The 16,155-nt window shown below is 73.7% G+C and carries 7 protein-coding genes and 12 pseudogenes; 7 read left to right on the top strand and 12 right to left on the bottom strand.

Annotated features, from left to right (window positions below; genetic code table 11):
* Positions 1-155 precede the first annotated feature (155 nt).
* The 5 genes and pseudogenes from recX to FF86_RS02105 form a co-directional block, all read right to left on the bottom strand.
* A complete protein-coding gene (gene recX / locus FF86_RS02115) occupies positions 156-764 on the bottom strand; it encodes a recombination regulator RecX (RefSeq protein ID WP_044883783.1) in 609 nt (202 codons plus the stop codon).
* Positions 765-767: 3 nt separating this feature from the next.
* Positions 768-989, bottom strand: a pseudogene (locus FF86_RS38430) (DNA recombination/repair protein RecA); the annotation flags it as partial.
* A 1-nt stretch (position 990) separates the two neighbouring features.
* Positions 991-1,702: pseudogene (recA, locus tag FF86_RS02110) on the bottom strand (recombinase RecA); the annotation flags it as partial.
* Between the two features lies 1 nt (position 1,703).
* Positions 1,704-1,808 (bottom strand): annotated as a pseudogene (locus FF86_RS38425) (DNA recombination/repair protein RecA); the annotation flags it as partial.
* 167 nt (positions 1,809-1,975) lie between these two features.
* Positions 1,976-2,170, bottom strand: coding sequence for a DUF3046 domain-containing protein (locus FF86_RS02105; RefSeq protein ID WP_044883859.1), 195 nt, complete (start codon positions 2,168-2,170; stop codon positions 1,976-1,978).
* Between the two features lie 185 nt (positions 2,171-2,355).
* Here FF86_RS02105 and FF86_RS38420 point away from each other — a divergent pair.
* The 7 genes and pseudogenes from FF86_RS38420 to FF86_RS38395 all read left to right on the top strand — a co-directional run.
* Positions 2,356-3,209 (top strand): annotated as a pseudogene (locus tag FF86_RS38420) (DEAD/DEAH box helicase); the annotation flags it as partial.
* Between the two features lies 1 nt (position 3,210).
* Positions 3,211-5,377: pseudogene (locus tag FF86_RS38415) on the top strand (helicase-related protein); the annotation flags it as partial.
* A 1-nt stretch (position 5,378) separates the two neighbouring features.
* A pseudogene (locus tag FF86_RS38410) lies at positions 5,379-7,043 on the top strand (DEAD/DEAH box helicase); the annotation flags it as partial.
* A gap of 105 nt (positions 7,044-7,148) precedes the next feature.
* Positions 7,149-7,350: pseudogene (locus FF86_RS38405) on the top strand (MFS transporter); the annotation flags it as partial.
* Position 7,351: 1 nt separating this feature from the next.
* Positions 7,352-8,522: MFS transporter (locus FF86_RS02095; RefSeq protein WP_242418018.1), on the top strand; the 1,171-nt coding region annotated here is incomplete at its 5' end.
* 130 nt (positions 8,523-8,652) lie between these two features.
* Positions 8,653-8,996: pseudogene (locus FF86_RS38400) on the top strand (DNA-formamidopyrimidine glycosylase family protein); the annotation flags it as partial.
* A 1-nt stretch (position 8,997) separates the two neighbouring features.
* A pseudogene (locus FF86_RS38395) lies at positions 8,998-9,558 on the top strand (Fpg/Nei family DNA glycosylase); the annotation flags it as partial.
* Positions 9,559-9,602: 44 nt separating this feature from the next.
* Here the strand turns inward: FF86_RS38395 and FF86_RS02085 are convergent.
* The 7 genes and pseudogenes from FF86_RS02085 to FF86_RS02050 form a co-directional block, all read right to left on the bottom strand.
* A pseudogene (locus FF86_RS02085) lies at positions 9,603-10,039 on the bottom strand (RNA polymerase sigma factor); the annotation flags it as partial.
* 643 nt (positions 10,040-10,682) lie between these two features.
* Positions 10,683-11,582, bottom strand: a complete 900-nt coding sequence (locus FF86_RS02080) for a phage shock envelope stress response protein PspM (protein WP_052680967.1) — start codon at positions 11,580-11,582, stop codon at positions 10,683-10,685.
* A gap of 19 nt (positions 11,583-11,601) precedes the next feature.
* Positions 11,602-12,448: pseudogene (locus FF86_RS02075) on the bottom strand (PspA/IM30 family protein); the annotation flags it as partial.
* Positions 12,449-12,962: 514 nt separating this feature from the next.
* Positions 12,963-13,430, bottom strand: a complete 468-nt coding sequence (locus FF86_RS02065; protein ID WP_044883790.1) for a Dps family protein — start codon at positions 13,428-13,430, stop codon at positions 12,963-12,965.
* 249 nt (positions 13,431-13,679) lie between these two features.
* Positions 13,680-13,991 (bottom strand): helix-turn-helix domain-containing protein, encoded by a 312-nt coding sequence (locus FF86_RS02060; protein ID WP_009742389.1) that lies wholly within the window; start codon positions 13,989-13,991, stop codon positions 13,680-13,682.
* Between the two features lie 108 nt (positions 13,992-14,099).
* Positions 14,100-15,413 carry a competence/damage-inducible protein A gene (locus FF86_RS02055; RefSeq protein ID WP_044883791.1) on the bottom strand — a complete coding sequence of 438 codons (1,314 nt, stop codon included), beginning with the start codon at positions 15,411-15,413 and terminating at the stop codon, positions 14,100-14,102.
* Positions 15,403-16,145: pseudogene (locus FF86_RS02050) on the bottom strand (CDP-alcohol phosphatidyltransferase family protein); the annotation flags it as partial. The pseudogene FF86_RS02050 and the gene FF86_RS02055, both read right to left, overlap by 11 nt.
* Positions 16,146-16,155: the final 10 nt, after the last annotated feature.

The raw sequence follows: 16,155 nt of genomic DNA, 5'->3' as shown, positions 1-16,155 counted from the left end.
CCGCTCGCGGCGGCTGCCTCCTTGTGAAGTTGAACGAGCTATCGTCACCGCGTCCCCGCGGGGGATCCTGTCACCTTTCTGGGAGAATAAGTCGGGTCACATTCTCCGGTCAAGAAATTCGTCACATTGACAATCGGCGGAATTCCCGCTAGCGCTCAGGCGGAGGGGTCGAGGTCGCCGTCGTCCCACGTCGTCGGCGGCGGCTCGCCCTCGTCGGCACCGGCGCCGACCTGCTCCTGCACGACCCGGATCGCGAGCTCGGCCGGATAGCCCCGCCGCATGAGCATGGCCAGCAGCCGTCGCGCCCGCGCCTGCTCGGGCAATCGGTCCATCGATCGCAGCCGGCGCCGCACGAGGTCTCGGGCCGTCTCCTCCTCGTCCTCCGCGGCGAGAACGGACGTGGCCGCCTCGACCACGTCCGGCTGGACCCCTCGCCGGCGCAGTTCCGCGGCGAGCGCCTGCCGACCGAGCCCGCGGTGGGTTCGCGCCGAGGACACGAAGGCGGCGGCGAAGGCACCGTCGTCGACGAGCCCGACCGCGGCCAGTCGGTCGAGGACCGTCGCGACGACGTCGTCGGCCACGCCTCGGCGGCGCAGGGTCGTGGCCAGTTCGGCCCTGCTGCGCGCCCGCGTCGCCAGCAGGCGCAGGCAGATCTCCCGCGCGACGACGACCGGATCCGTCGGCCGACCGGCACCGGGATCGCCTGCGGCGTCGGTGCCGGCGGTCAGACGGCGTTCGGCATCGCGCCGACCGGCTCCCACCATCGGTTAGAGGTCGACGGGGACCGGTGCCACAACGTCGGATTCGACGCTGGGCAGGATGCCGAGCTTTTCCTTGATCTTCTTCTCGATCTCGTTGGCCAGGTCGGGATTGTCCCGCAGGAACGACCGGGCGTTCTCCTTGCCCTGGCCGAGCTGGTCGCCGTCGTAGGTGTACCAGGCACCGGACTTGCGGATGATGCCGTGTTCGACGCCCATGTCGATGAGGGANCCCTCGCGGCTGATACCACCGCCGTAGACGATGTCGAATTCGGCGGTCCGGAACGGTGGGGCGACCTTGTTCTTCACCACTTTGACCCGCGTGCGGTTACCCACGGCCTCCGTGCCGTCCTTGAGCGTCTCGATACGGCGGACATCGAGGCGCACCGACGCGTAGAATTTCAGCGCCTTTCCACCGGTCGTGGTCTCCGGCGAACCGAACATGACGCCGATCTTCTCGCGGAGCTGGTTGATGAAAATCGCGGTCGTGCCGGAGTTCGCCAGCGCGGCCGTCATCTTGCGCAGGGCCTGCGACATCAGCCGGGCCTGGAGGCCGACGTGGCTGTCGCCCATCTCACCCTCGATCTCGGCCCGCGGGACCAGCGCCGCCACCGAGTCGATGACGATGATGTCCAGCGCACCGGACCGCACGAGCATGTCCGCGATCTCGAGTGCCTGCTCACCGGTGTCCGGCTGGGAGACCAGCAGGTTGTCGATGTCGACACCGAGCTTCCCCGCGTACTCCGGGTCGAGGGCGTGCTCGGCGTCGATGAACGCCGCGATGCCGCCGGCCGCCTGCGCGTTCGCCACGGCGTGCAGGGCGACGGTCGTCTTCCCGGACGACTCCGGGCCGTAGATCTCGATGACGCGGCCCTTCGGAAGGCCGCCGATACCGAGCGCGACATCCAGCGCGATCGAGCCCGTGGGGATGGCCTGGATCGGCGNCCGGGTGTCGTCCCCCAATCGCATGACTGATCCCTTGCCGAACGCCTTGTCGATCTGCGCCAGGGCATTGTCCAGCGCCTTGTCACGGTCGAGTCCTGCCGCCATTGGAGTTACTCCATGCTGAGGTCGTCGATTCTTGGCCACGGGGGTGACGTTAGGCCGTGGGTCCGACAGTTTCGAGGGCCGGGGGTGATCTGTGGATAAGTGCCCGCATGGGGATAACTCTAGCCGAACAAGCGTTCGACGGATCGGCGACACGCCGATCCGCCCGCTCAACGCTCCCGAGCGGGCACGTCGAACGCGTCGCACACGGCCCGCCACACGGTCTTGGCGTCGTCACCGCGGGCCAGGGCGGCCTCCACCGTCGCGCCGCCGAGCCCCGCGAGCACATGATCGCGGGCAAACGACTCCGCGTAGGCCGAACCGAACCGTGTGTCCATCTTCGCCCAGAACTCGGTCAGCCGCACCTCACCAGTGTGCACCGCCCGGAAAGGACCGGGTCAACCGCCGCCGCGGCGATCGGTCCACGCCTCGGNGGGCATCCGCCGGACCCGAACGCACCCGGCGCAGCCGGGCCGGCCCGGCTGGACCACCGAGCCCGACGGACCGCGGACGCCGGAATCTGTCGGTACCGCGTCGCAGACTGGACGACGTGCCCAGCCGCAGCTCCACCGACCAGCCGGATCCGCTCGCGCCGTTCTCCGCGTCGACGCGGAGCTGGTTCGGCGCGGCCTTCGCCGCCCCGACGCCCGCCCAGCACGGTGCGTGGGGGGCGATCCGCGGGGGCGGCAACGCGCTGGTCGTCGCCCCGACGGGCTCCGGAAAGACGCTCGCCGCGTTCCTGTGGTCCCTGGACACACTTGCCCGTTCGCAGCCGCCGCCCGAGCCGACGCGCCGGTGCCGGGTGCTCTACATCAGCCCGCTCAAGGCGCTCGGCATCGATGTGGAACGCAACCTGCGCGCCCCGCTGGCGGGGATCCGGGGCGCCGCTCAACGCCTTGGCCTGCCCCAGCCCGACATCATCGTGGGCGTCCGTTCGGGCGATACTCCGGCCGCCCAGCGGCGCAGCTTCGGGACCCGTCCGCCCGACATCCTGATCACCACGCCGGAGTCGTTGTTCCTCATGCTGACCAGCGCGGCCCGCGAGGCGCTGCGCGGAGTCCGCACGGTGATCGTCGACGAGGTGCACGCGGTGGCCGGCACCAAGCGCGGCGCCCACCTAGCGCTCAGCCTGGAGCGCCTCGACGCGCTGCTGGAGACGCCGGCGCAGCGGATCGGCCTGTCGGCCACGGTGCGCCCGGTCGAGGAGGTCGCGCGCTTCCTCGGCGGGGCGGCCCCGGTGACGGTGGTCCGGCCGCCGGCGGCGAAGACCCTCGAGATCGAGGTCGTGGTCCCCGTGGCGGACATGACCCACTTGGGCGAGCCGCTCGTCGACGCGCCGTCGGACGGTTCCGCCGCGGCCGCCCCGCCACGGGCGTCGATCTGGCCGGCGGTCGAGGAACGCGTNCTCGACCTGGTGCTGGCGCACTCGTCGACGATCGTGTTCGCCAACTCGCGGCGGCTCGCCGAGCGGCTGTGCGCCCGGCTGAACGAGCTCTACGCCGACCGGTTGGTCGAGGCCGCAGCCGCGGCCGGGGGGCCGGAGTCGAGCCCGGTCGCGGCCGGGCTCGACGGCACCGGGGCAACCCCGGCGCGCGTGGCCCCGGCCGCGATGATGGGCGCGGCTGGCCAGGGCGGCGGCACCGCCGGGTGGCCGGAGGTCGCGCGGGCACACCACGGCAGTGTCAGCCGGGAGCAGCGGTTGCTCATCGAGGATGATCTCAAGGCCGGGCGGCTGCCGGCGGTCGTGGCGACCTCCAGCCTGGAACTGGGAATCGACATGGGCGCGGTCGACCTCGTCGTCCAGATCGGCTCGCCACCCAGCGTCGCCGCCGGCATGCAGCGCGTCGGCCGCGCCGGTCACCAGGTCGACGCCACGAGCCTCGGCGTGGTCCTGCCGCAGCATCGCGGGGACCTGCTCGAGAGCGCCGTGGTCGCCGAGCGGATGCGGGCGGGGGCGATCGAGGAGGTCCACGCTCCGCGTAACCCGCTGGACGTGCTCGCCCAGCAGATCGTGGCGATGACGGCGATGGACGACTGGTCCGTCGACGATCTCGGCGCGCTGGCCCGGCGGGCCGCGTCCTTCACGTCCCTGCCGGCCTCGGTCCTGGAGGCCGTGCTCGACATGCTCGCCGGGCGCTACCCCTCCGATGCCTTCGCCGAGTTGCGTCCCCGCATCACCTGGGACCGAACCACCGGCATCCTGCGTGGCCGGCCCGGCGCGCAGCGGCTTGCGGTGACCAGCGGCGGAACGATCCCCGACCGGGGCATGTTCGGTGTGTTCCTGGTCGGGGAGAAGGCCAGCCGGGTCGGCGAGCTCGACGAGGAGATGGTCTACGAGTCGCGGGTCGGTGACGTCGTGCTGCTCGGCTCGTCAAGCTGGCGGATCGAGCAGATCACCGCGGACCGGGTGCTGGTCACCCCGGCGCCGGGCCGCCCCGGCCGGCTGCCCTTCTGGCACGGCGACGCCCCCGGTCGGCCCGCCGAGCTCGGTCGCGCGCTCGGCGCCTTCCTGCGCGAGGTCGGCCGGCTGCCGGCGCCGGCCGCGGCCGAGCGGGTGCGGGCCGCCGGGCTGGACGACTGGGCCACCGCGAACCTGCTGCGTTACCTCGACGAGCAGCGGGCCGCCGTCGGGCACCTGGGAGACGATCGCACGATCGTCGTCGAGCGGTTCCGGGACGAGATCGGCGACTGGCGCCTCGCCGTGCACTCGCCGTTCGGCGCCCCGGTCAACGCGCCCTGGGCCCTGGCGCTCGGGGCCCGGCTGCGGGAGCGGTACGGCACCGAGGTGCAGATCATGCACACCGACGACGGCATCGTCGCCCGGATCCCGGACGCGGCGGAGGTGCCGGGCGCGGATCTCGCGCTGTTCGATCCGGACGAGATCGACGCGATCGTGCGGGCGGAGATCGGCGGCAGCGCCCTGTTCGCCAGCCGGTTCCGGGAGTGCGCCGGGCGGGCCCTGCTGCTGCCGCGGCGCACCCCCGGGCGGCGGACCCCGCTGTGGCAGCAGCGCCAGCGCAGCGCTCAGCTCCTCACCGTCGCCGCCACGTTCAGCGACTTCCCGATCGTGCTGGAGACGATGCGGGAATGCCTGCAGGACGTGTTCGACACCCCGGCGCTGGTCGGGCTCATGCGTGCGGTGGCAGCCAGATCGCTGCGGGTGGTCGAGGTGGAGACGGCGTCCCCGTCGCCGTTTGCCTCGTCGCTGCTGTTCGGCTACGTCGCCGCGTTCCTGTACGACGGCGACGCACCACTGGCCGAACGCCGCGCCCAGGTGCTGTCGCTGGACAGCTCGCTGCTCGCCGAGCTGCTCGGCGAGGCCGACCTGCGGGAGCTGATCGATCCCGCCGCGCTCGCCCAGGTGACCGCCGAACTCACCCGGCTCGCTCCCGAGCGGCGCGCCCGCGACGCCGAGGGGGTCGCCGACCTGCTGCGCATCGTCGGCGACCTGACCATGCAGGAGGCCATCGACCGGGGCGCCACCCCGGCCTGGCTGGCCGAGCTGGAGCACGATCGCAGGATCCTGCGGGTACGCATCGCCGGTGAGGAACGTTGGGTGCCGGTCGAGGACGNGGGCCGGCTGCGCGACGCCCTCGGCGTCCCCCTGCCGGTGGGGGTGCCCGAGGCGTTCACCCAGCCGGCGCGCGACCCGCTGGGCGATCTGATCTCCCGGTACGCCCGCACCCACGGTCCGTTCGATGCCGAGGAACCGGCGCGGCGTCTGGGACTGGGCACGGCGGTCGTCGTCGGGGTGCTCGAGACCATGACGGCCGAGGGCCGGCTGGTGCGCGGCGAGCTGCATCCCGAGCGCACGGGCATGCAGTGGTGCGACGCCGGGGTGCTGCGCGCGCTGCGCCGGCGCAGTCTCGCCGCGCTGCGCCGCGAGGTCGAGGCCGTGCCGACCCGAGCATTCGGCGCCTTCCTACCCACCTGGCAGGGGGTGACCAGCGGTCGGGGCCGGGGGGTCGACGGCGTGCTGCGGGCCGTCGAACAACTGCAGGGCGTCCTGATCCCGGCGAGCGCCTGGGAGCAGCTCGTCCTGCCAGCCCGGGTCACCGACTACTCCCCCGCGATGCTGGACGAACTGTGCTCCGCCGGCGAGGTCCACTGGGCGGGTGCCGGCGGCCTGCCCGGCGGCGACGGCTGGCTGACGCTGGTAACCGCCGATGCCGCCGCCCTCCTGCTGCCCGCGGCCGACCTCGACGCCGCCGCCGGGCAGCCGCATGCCGCGGTCCTCGACGCCCTCGCGGACGGCGCGGCGCTGTTCTTCCGGGCCCTGTCGGATCGGGTCGGCTCGCTCGACGACACCGCCCTGACCGCGGCCCTGTGGGATCTCGTCTGGGCGGGCCTGATCACCAACGACACTCTCGCGCCGCTGCGCGTCGCCCTGAGTGCCACCGGCGGGACCGCCGGACCCGGGGCGGGGCGACGGGCCCCGCGGCCGCGGCAGTCCCGCTACGGTCGGCCGATGCTGCCGCGGCGGACCGGCCCCCCCACCGCGGCCGGCCGGTGGTCGCTGCTACCCGAGCGCGACGAGGACCCGACCCGCCGTGGCCACGCGCTCGCGGAGGCGCTGCTCGACCGGCACGGCATCGTCACCCGGGGGGCGGTGACCAGCGAGCGCCCGCCCGGCGGTTTCGCCGCGGTCTACCGGGTGCTCAGCGCGTTCGAGGACGCGGGCCGGGCCCGGCGCGGCTACTTCGTCGAGTCGCTGGGCGCCGCCCAGTTCGCCGTGCCCGGCGCGGTCGATCGGCTACGGGCGATCGCCGCAGCGCAGCGCGACGCGGCCCAGGCCCCCTCCTGGGCGCCGCCTCCGATCGGATCCGACCTGGGCACCTCGGCGGATGACGGCGGGCCGTGGGCGCAGGCGGATCCCCGCCGGCCCGCCTCCGCGGTGGGCCGGGCCGGTGCAGGGCCCGCGGCCGTGGTTCTCGCGGCCACCGATCCGGCCAACCCCTTCGGTGCCGCACTGGCGTGGCCGGACCGGCCGGAACCGGGGGTGGACGCGGCGGCCGGGCACCGACCCGGCCGTAAGGCAGGAGCGCTGGTCGTCCTCGTCGACGGCGAACTCGTCCTCTACGTGGAGCGGGGCGGGCGGTCACTGCTGTCGTGGACGGCGGACGAACGCCTCACCGGGACCGCCGTGGACGCCCTGGCCCGCGCCGTCACGGACGGATCACTCGGCCGGCTGACCGTGGAGAAGGCCGACGGGGAGCCGATCGCCGCGAGTGGCCTCGGNGCCGCCCTCGAACGCGCCGGCTTCCATCCGACGCCGCGCGGCCTGCGGCTGCGGGCTTGACCGACCAGGTCGGGGCACGCGAAGAAGGCGGTCGCGGGCCGGCGGTGCGGTCCCTGTGGGACCGACGGATCAGGGCGCTGACCGTCGGTCTCGTCACGATCATCACGCTGGTCGCGTTCGAGGCCCTCGCCGTGGTCACGGTGCTACCGGACGTGGCCGCCGATCTCGACGGCGTCGGCCTGTACGGCTGGGCGACCAGTGCGTTCTTCCTCGGCACGACGGTCGGCATCGTGCTGGCCGGCGCCGNCGCCGACCGGGCCGGGCCGGCCCGCCCGTTCGCCGTCGGGCTGCTGTTCTTCTGCGCCGGGCTGCTGCTCGCCGCCCTGGCGCCGACGATGGGCGTGCTCGTCGTCGGCCGGGGGTTGCAGGGCCTCGGCGGCGGGGCGATCCCGGCGATCGCCTACGCCATGATCGGCCGCGTCTACCCCGCCGAGCTGCGCCCCCGGGTGTTTGCGGTGCTCTCCACCGCCTGGGTGGTGCCGGGCCTCGGCGGGCCGGCGCTGGCCGGCCTGATCGCCGCCCACGCCGGCTGGCGCTGGGTCTTCGGCGGGCTGCTGCCGCTGACCGTCGCCGCGGGGGGCATCCCCTTCCGGGCGCTGCGCGCGCTACCGGGACGGCCGGCTGGCGGGCACGTCCGGATCCCGATCGTCGCGGCGGCGCGGATCAGCGGCGGCGCGGGCCTCGTCCTGGCCGGGCTGACGAACCGCTCGCCGCCCGGCCTGTCACTGATCGCCGCCGGCGTCGCCTGCGGTCTCGGCCCGCTGCGCCGGCTGCTGCCGGCCGGCACCCTACGCCTGCGTCCCGGTGTCCCCGCCGCCGTGGCCGCCCGGGGCTTACTGACCTGGGCCTTCTTCGGCGCGGACACCTTCGTGCCATTGTCGATCACCGCGGTGCGGCACGCGTCGACCACCACGGCGGGACTCGCGGTGTCCACGGCGACTCTGTGCTGGACGGCGGGCTCCTGGACGCAGGCCCGACTCGCCGAGCGCCGGTCGTACCGCGAGCTCATCGGGGCGGGACTCGGACTGGTCGCCCTCGGCACGGGCGGGTTCGCCACCGTGCTGCTGCCCGCGAGCGTGCCGTTGGCCGTCCCGATCGCCTGCTGGGGAGTCGCCGGGGTGGGAATCGGTCTGTCGTACTCGACGATCGTCACGCTGGTCCTCGGCGAGACGCCGCCCGACCGGCACGGGGTGGCCAGCACCGCGGTGGCACTCAGCGACAACCTGGGCACCGCGTTCGGCGCCGGAGTGAGCGGTGTGGCGGTCGCGGCGAGCCAGGCGACGACCGGCGCGCCGGACACCGGGCTCGCGGTCGCCTTCGGCCTCACGGTCGGCATCGGGCTGTTCGGCGCGATCGTGGTCGCCCGGCGGCTCCCGCAACGCCGCTCGCCCCGCCCGGCCGATGCGCCCCAGTCGTGACCGTGACCGGGACCGGGACCGGGACCGGGACCGGACCTGCAGCGGCAGGTGACGTGAGGCGTCGAACGGCGGAAGGTGGACGGCGCAGGCATCGGCCACGCAGGCGCGGAGGATGCGGGGGGAGGCGGGGATGCCCGAGGGCGACACCGTGTGGCGGGCGGCCCGGCGGATGGACGCCGCACTCGCCGGCGCGCGGCTGCTGAGCACCGACTTCCGGGTGCCCCACCTGGCCACGGCCGACCTCTCCGGCCAGCGGATCATCGAGGTGGCGGCGCGCGGCAAGCACCTGCTGACCCGGTTCGACGGCGGGCTGAGCCTGCACACCCATTTTCGGATGGAGGGCTCGTGGCACCTCTACCGTCCGGGGGTGGCTTGGTCGGGCGGTCCGGCCTGGCAGATCCGGGTCGTGCTCACCACCGCGGAGCAGGTTGCGGTCGGGTACCGGCTGGCGGTCGTCGAGCTGCTGGCGACGAGNCGCGAACAGGACGCCGTCGGCCATCTCGGCCCGGACGTGCTCGGCGCGGACTGGGATCTGGACGTTGTGGTGGCGGCGCTGCGGGCAACGCCGCAGCGGCAGATCGGTGCCGCGCTGCTCGACCAGCGCATCATCGCCGGCCTGGGCAACATCTGGCGGACCGAGGCCTGCTTTGTCGCCGGGGTGTCACCCTGGACGCCCGTGGGCGACGTACCCGATCTACCGGGACTCGTGCGACGAGCCCAAGCGATGATCAGGACCGGCGCCCACGGTGGGCATCAGGTGACGACCGGGTCAATGCGACCCGGGGAGGAGCACTGGGTCTACGGCCGGGCCGGGCGGCCTTGCCGGCGGTGCGGGAGCCGGATACTCACAGCCGACCAGAGCCGGATACCCGGCCGGGTCGACGACGAGAGCCGGCGCACCACCTGGTGCCCCCGATGCCAGGCCGGACCGGCGGCTCCCGCAGGAGCCGTCGCCCGTCGCGGACGTGCGAACCGAGGCGCCGAGGCGCGCTCCGGCCGCGTCCGCCGGCCTGATGCCGGGGAAGGTGGTGCCTGATGGTGCGTGATGGCGCGTAGTACACGCCCGATCCTGGCGAACCGTCAGTTCCGGGAGAAGGAGATCAGCCGCGCCCGGCCACGGGTGAAGGCACCCTCGGCCGCCTTGAGGCTGATTTCCAGGTCCGCCGCCGCCTCCCGCGTGCTCATCCCGGCCGCCCGCGCCATGATCACCTGACGCTCACGGCCACGCAGCGAACCGGCCCGGGCCAGCAGCCAGCGGGCCTCCGCCCGGTCGCAGACGGCGTCGTCGGGCGCGGGTTCCCACGGCTGCAGGTACCCGCGGACGACCGCCCGCTCCGCGCGCTGACGGGCCCGGTGGTGGTCGACGCACAGGCGCAGCACCGTCGTCGTCAGGAACTGACCGACTCGGCTTGCGTCGAGGTCCCGGAAGCCCGCGGCACGGATGAACGCCTCGTGCACGCAGTCCTCCGCGTCGGCCTTGCTCGGCAGCCGACGGCGAGCGATGTGGATCAGCCGCTNCCGGTGGGGCAGCATCAGCGACCAACGCTGCTCGCTGTAGGGCCGGTCCAGCTCGGCCAGGGACGTTGCAGTTGCCGTCGCGGTTGCGGAATCAACCGGGGGGAACTCCCCGGCAGGGCATGTCACGGTTCAGTCCACCTCTGACTTGCTCGGACCGCGCCACCCCCCAGCGCGATCACGGCCGGCCTGGTGCGCGCCAGCACCAGCAGAACCGCGATGCGCCTTGGTCTTCTATGTCCGCTGAGTGCCAAGCAGCGGACTTTGGACAAGCCGGACATTACACATCCACTCCTGGGCAAGCCAGTCCCGACTTCTCCGTACACGCGGCACGGCCGCCCAACATGCACGCACCGTACGCTCCACGGACCCGGAACCAACGCTCCTACGCCGGAGCAACACCACCAAACGGTGACAAAACGCCGAGAAAGCCAAGAGAATGGCGTTCTCCAGCCCAACGGACCGTATGCCTAATTGCCATTCGTTACGCACCGTATTCAGTGAACCGGCTGTAAACGTGGCGATCTACGACCCGAAGGTGCCACCCAGTCGAATAGACGACACGTGGTCGGAGCCTCGCAGTTCGTACCGGCCCGAGCATGGGTGCTCCAGCCGCGCGCGGCGGGGCTGCGGCAAGCCGGACGGCTAGACGCCCGCGAGATCCCGCAGGGCCGCCGCGTACTCCCGCAGCGCCTCGGTGTCCTCGCGCAGCCTGATCAGGCCGGGTGCCGACGACGACACGGTACCGACCGTCTCGCCGGCCGCGGCGAGCAGGTCGTCGAAGACGGCGACTGACGTCGCCATCGTCGCCACCAGGGCCTCGGTGCTCCGGGCGAGCTCGGCCCGCCGCCCGGGATGGGAGATCGCCCGAACGGCCGCCTCGCAGGCGACGACCCGGGCCGCACCGACGCGCAGCCCGTCGACCAGCTCCGCCGCGCCGGCCACTGCCGTCTGCAGGAACGTTCGGGCCGGGCCCGGGCCGAGGGAACGGGTCATCGCCACGAGCGCGGCCAGCCCCGCCTCCCCGCGGCGCAGCGGCTCGGCGGCCGCAGACCGACGCAGCTCCCACAGGCTCGGCGCGGGGGTACGCGGCAGCGGGAGCCCGTTGTCGGCCCGCCGCAGCAGTCCCAGTTCGCGCCCGGCGAGGGCCGCCCGGGCGAGCGCGGCCCCGCCGGCCACCAGCCAGCCCCAGGAGTCGTACGCCACGGCGGCCACGGGGGTCAGCGCGGCGACCCCGGTCCAGATCGACACGCTGGCCGCCTCCCGCCGCCGGGCCCAGCGCAGCCCGCGCCCGGCCCGGCGCTCGGCCCGCTCCAGCGACCGTCGCTCGACGTCGGCGCCGACCCAGGCCGGCAGAGCGGGTACGACGGCGGCTGCGGCGGCCGCGGTCGCGCGTGCCACGCTGGACCGCCCGTCGAGAAGCGCCTGAACACGATCCCACGCCCGGCCGGGGGCGCCGGGGGAGGCCGCGGGACCGGGGGAGGCTGCGGGACCGGGGGCGCCGGGGGAGTCCGCCCGACCGTCGCGCGTCGGCCAGTCCGTCACCGTCGGCTCCCCACCCGGCTCACGCCGCCGGCCCACCGGGCGCGGACGCGGGCCCGTCGGCGCCCTGCCCGCCCGCGGCAGGCGGTGGCGCGCCCCGGCCGCCGGCGTCGGGCGCCCGGTACGGCTCGCCGTCTGACTGCCCCTTGGTCAGCGACGGCCGCTGCGGGTCGGCCCCGGCACCGAGTGCCGCCGGCGTCCCGCTGCCGAGATCGCCGCGCAGCTCGGCCAGCCGAGACAGGGCCCGGGCGTCCATGGTCGCGCGTCGGACCTCGACCATCCGCGCCTCCATCCCCTGCGAGGCGAGCTCATGGCGACCGAGCGCCACCGCGTAGCGGTGCTCGACCTTGTCGCGGATCTCGGCGAGCGTCGGGGTGTCGCCGGCCGGGGCCAGCGACGACATGCCCTCCATCGCCTGGGTCATCTGCTCCTGCATGGCGGCGTGCTCGATCTGGGTCAGCAGCCGGGCCCGCTCGGCCAGGTGGCGCTGCATCCGCGCCGTGTTGTCCTCGACCGCCGTGCGCGCCTGGGCCGCGGAGGCCGCCGCCTGGCGGTGCAGGTTCTTCAGATCCTCGAGGGAGGTCTCCGCGGAGACGAGCTGGCCGGCGAATGCCTGCGCGGTCTCCTCGTAGCTCGCCGCGGAGACCGGGTCACCCGAGGCCCGCGCGTTATCCGCCAGCAGCAGCGAGGAGCGGGCCGACTCGGTCAGGCCGGCGACCTCCTCGGCCTGACGGGCCAGCCGCATCTCCAGTTGACGCTGGTTTCCCACGACGAGCGCGGCCTGCTGCACGAGCGCCTCGTGCTGGCGGCGCGCCTCCTCGATGGCCTGGTCGATCTGCACCCGCGGGTCGGCCCGCTCGTCGAACTTGNGGTTCGCCGACGCAGAGAGATACCGGGCAATCTTGCGGACGACATTCGCCATACCACGATCGTCGCACGACCTCGGCCCGGTGGTGACCCGGCCGGTACACCAATCGCGTCGTCCATCCGTCAGACGGGCGGNCATCCCGTCAGACGGGCGGGCACAGCGCGGTGCGGCCCCGTCCCTGGCAGACCACGCACGAGCGGCAGGCCGGCACGAAGCCNCCGCGCGCCGTCGCGAAGACGACCAGTTGCTCGCCCAACCCGTTACACGCCTTGCAGACCTGGATCGGCAGGTGCTCCGGGGCTGCGTCATCCTCCTCGGGTTGCGAGGCGGTGCTCACCTGATCTTCTCTCCCTGCGGGCCAGGCCCGGGAGCCATGCCCGGGGGGACGACGACCGACTCAAGCTGCACCGTGAGAACTACCCGGGGAGAGTGNCAGACCGACCCGCGCGCCGCCACCGGAGTCGCCCGTTCGGGCCGGTGGTCCTGGTGGCGGCGGCCCCGGTGGCGGGCCGGGCTCAGACCATCGCCTGGAACATCCAGTGCTGTTCCTCCAGCTCGCGCACGACGTCGATGACCAGATCCTGGGTGACCGGGTCGGGCTGCTCGGTCGCGTCCATCCGGATGCGCATACGGGTGACGACTTCGGCGAGCACGTCGGCGATGAGCCGGACCACCTTCTCGTCGGCGAGATAACCGACCTCGACTCCGTGCAGATGGGTGCCGCGGGCGACGGTCGACGACTGGCCGTCCGGGTTCGCCCCGATGGCTACGGCCCGTTCGGCGACGGCGTCCGCGTAGCGGCGGGCCAGCTCCACGATCTCATCGAGCTGGCGGTGCACACTGCGAAAGTTCCGGCCGATGACGTTCCAGTGCAACTGCTTCGCGAACAGGGACAGATCAATCAGATCGACCAAGGCGCCCTGCAACGCCTCGCCGGTGACGGAACGGGCCTCGTCGGACAGCGGGCTACGGATCGCACTCATGCTCGTCCTCTCGGGTCGGAGCCGCTTGCGTTCCTTGGCGTGCCCCGGAAAGAGATCCGTACGCGGAGCTCCCGGTACCGTCCCACTCCGTCACCGAAGACCGTCGACGCACAGGAACCATGCTAGTGCGGACCACAGCACACGAAGCCTGGCCGGCCTCGAACACCGGCAGTGACCAGCGGGAGGTCGCACGCGAAGACCGGCCCAAGGCAGGGCCTGCGGCCGTCGAGCGGGCGCGACCGGGAGAGCTCAGGCAGCCCGATCCACGACCGTCGGGCGGGCCGGCACCACGACCGTGGCCCCGCCGACGCCCGCACCCACCGCCAGCTCGGCGAGCTCCAGGTCCTCGCTCACCTCGCGCAGCAGGTCCGCGAGCCGGACTCCCAACGCCTCGCAGATGGCTGCGAGCAGCTCGGAGCTGGCCTCCTTCTGCCCACGCTCCACCTCGGAGAGGTAGCCCAGCGACACCCTGGCCGCCGAGGACACCTCCCGGAGCGTGCGGTGCTGATCCTGACGGCGGCGGCGCAACGCCTCGCCGATCATGCGTCGGAGCAGGACCATCGAGCCTCCTCCTTCGTCCGCGGGATGCGTTCACCGTATACCCACCACCGTGGCCCTCGGGCCCTCGTTGATGGGACTGTAACTGTGTAAGCACCTCGGGTCCGGCGATTACTCCCGCGACCCGCTGGCGGTGTCGTCACCGAAGGTGGCGATCTCGCTGCCCGGCAGTCCCGCCAGAGTACGCCGCACCAGGTCCAGAGCGGTCACGGCGGCGAAGGCACGCACCCGCGTGCGATCGCCGGGCAGACGGAGCGAGCGGGTGATCGTCCCGTCCGGGCCCGAGAGGCCCAGGTGCACCGTACCCGCCGGCTTGCCCTCCAGCTCCCCCGGCCCGGCGACACCCGTGGTGGCCAGCCCATAGTCGGCACCGAGGCGTGCCCGCACTCCGGCCGCCATCGCCGCGGCGGTGTTGGCCGACACCGCCCCCTCGGCGGCGAGCAGGGCCTGATCGACCCCGAGCGCCGACGCCTTGACGTCGGTCGCGTAGGATACGACGCCACCGCGGAACACCACACTTGCCCCGGGCACGTCGGTCAGCCGGCCCGCGAGCAGCCCGCCGGTGATGGACTCGGCGACGGCGAGCGTCGCCGACCGCGCGCGCAGCAACCCCAGCACGACGCTCTCCAGCGAGTCCTCCTCGCCGCCGTACACCCCGGCGCCGAGCGCCGTGCGCGCCGCGGCCTCCACCGGGGCGATCAACGTCTCGGCCTCGGCCCGGTCGCGTGCCCGGGCGGTGATGCGAACCCGGGTCTGGCCGCCGCTGGCCAGGAACGCGATCCGCGGGTTGCCGATCGGCGCCAGCCGGTCGACCTCGGCCGCGAGCGCCTCGGCGACCACCGACTCCCACATCCCCGCCGTGCGTAGCACCCGGTGCACGACCACCGCCGGCTGGCCCGCGCGGCGCAGGATGTCGGGCAGGACGCTGCCGGTGAACATGTCGTTCATCTCGAAGGGCACGCCCGGCATGGCGTACACGACGCCCGTGCCGATCTCCATCCGGATGCCCGGTGCCGTGCCCGGCCCGTTGGGCAGCGGCTGCGCTCCCACGGGCAGGTCCGCCTGCCGGTAGTTCATCACCGGGACGTCGCGGGCGGCGCGCCGGCCCATCGTCCGGAACCGCCGACGCAGCTCGGCCTCCAGGAAGTCGTCGCGGCGCAGCTCGACGCCGGCCGCCGCGGCGATGCCCTCGCGGGTCAGGTCGTCCTGGGTCGGCCCGAGACCACCGGTCATCACGACGGCGTCGGCGCGCTCCAGCGCCACCCGGATCGCCGTGGCGATCACGTCGACGTCGTCGCCGACGACCGTGGACGTCGCGACCGTCACCCCGACGTCGGCGAGCTGGCGGCCGAGCCACGCGGCGTTGCCGTTCACGATGTCGCCGTAGAGGAGCTCGTCCCCCACCGCCAGCAGCTCAGCGCGCATCCGTCAGCCCCTCGTCGTCGGTGATGCCCGTCCCGGCCGCGGGCTCGCCGGTGGCGCCGCGCGCGGCGCGGCGCCGCAGCGCGAGCGCCCGGTACACGTAGTCGACCCCGGTGACGACGGCGACCACCACCCCCGCGGCGAGGATCACCGCCCGGCTGGTCGCGGCGACCCCTGCCAGCGGCAGCACGTAGAGCCCGATCGCCACGTTCAGCAGCAGCGTCTTCGCCTTGCCCCCGCGGCTCGCGGCGATCACCCCGAAGCGGATCACCCACAGCCGCAGCAGCGTGACCCCGACCTCGCGCAGCAGGATCACCGCCGTCACCGGCCACGGCAGCTCCCCGAGCACGGACAGCGAGATCAGCGCGGCGCCGGTCAGCGCCTTGTCGGCGATCGGGTCGACGAGGATGCCGAAGTCGGTGACCAGCTGCCAGTGGCGGGCGATGGACCCGTCGACCTGGTCGGTGATCGCGGCGACGGCGTAGGCGACGAAGGCCGCGTACCGCCATCCGTCGTCGTCGGGGCCGGCGAACAGCAACAGCACGAAGACCGGCACGAGGATCAGCCGGATGATCGTCAGCAGGTTGGCGACGTTGAGCACGGACACGCTCGGACGCGGGGCCGGACCGTTCACGGCGGCGATGGGACCGCCGATGCCGGCGGCGCCCGGCTCGGGCGAGGCCGACGAGAGGTCGACGGGTGGCAGCTCACGGATGGGCTGGCCGGCCGGCGACGNCCGCCGCCC

Origin of the sequence: Frankia sp. CpI1-P (assembly GCF_001421075.1) — a bacterium.
Lineage (GTDB): Bacteria > Actinomycetota > Actinomycetes > Frankiales > Frankiaceae > Frankia > Frankia torreyi.
The sequence above is the reverse complement of the archived record's forward strand: the minus strand, read 5'-3'. Positions and strand labels throughout refer to the sequence as shown.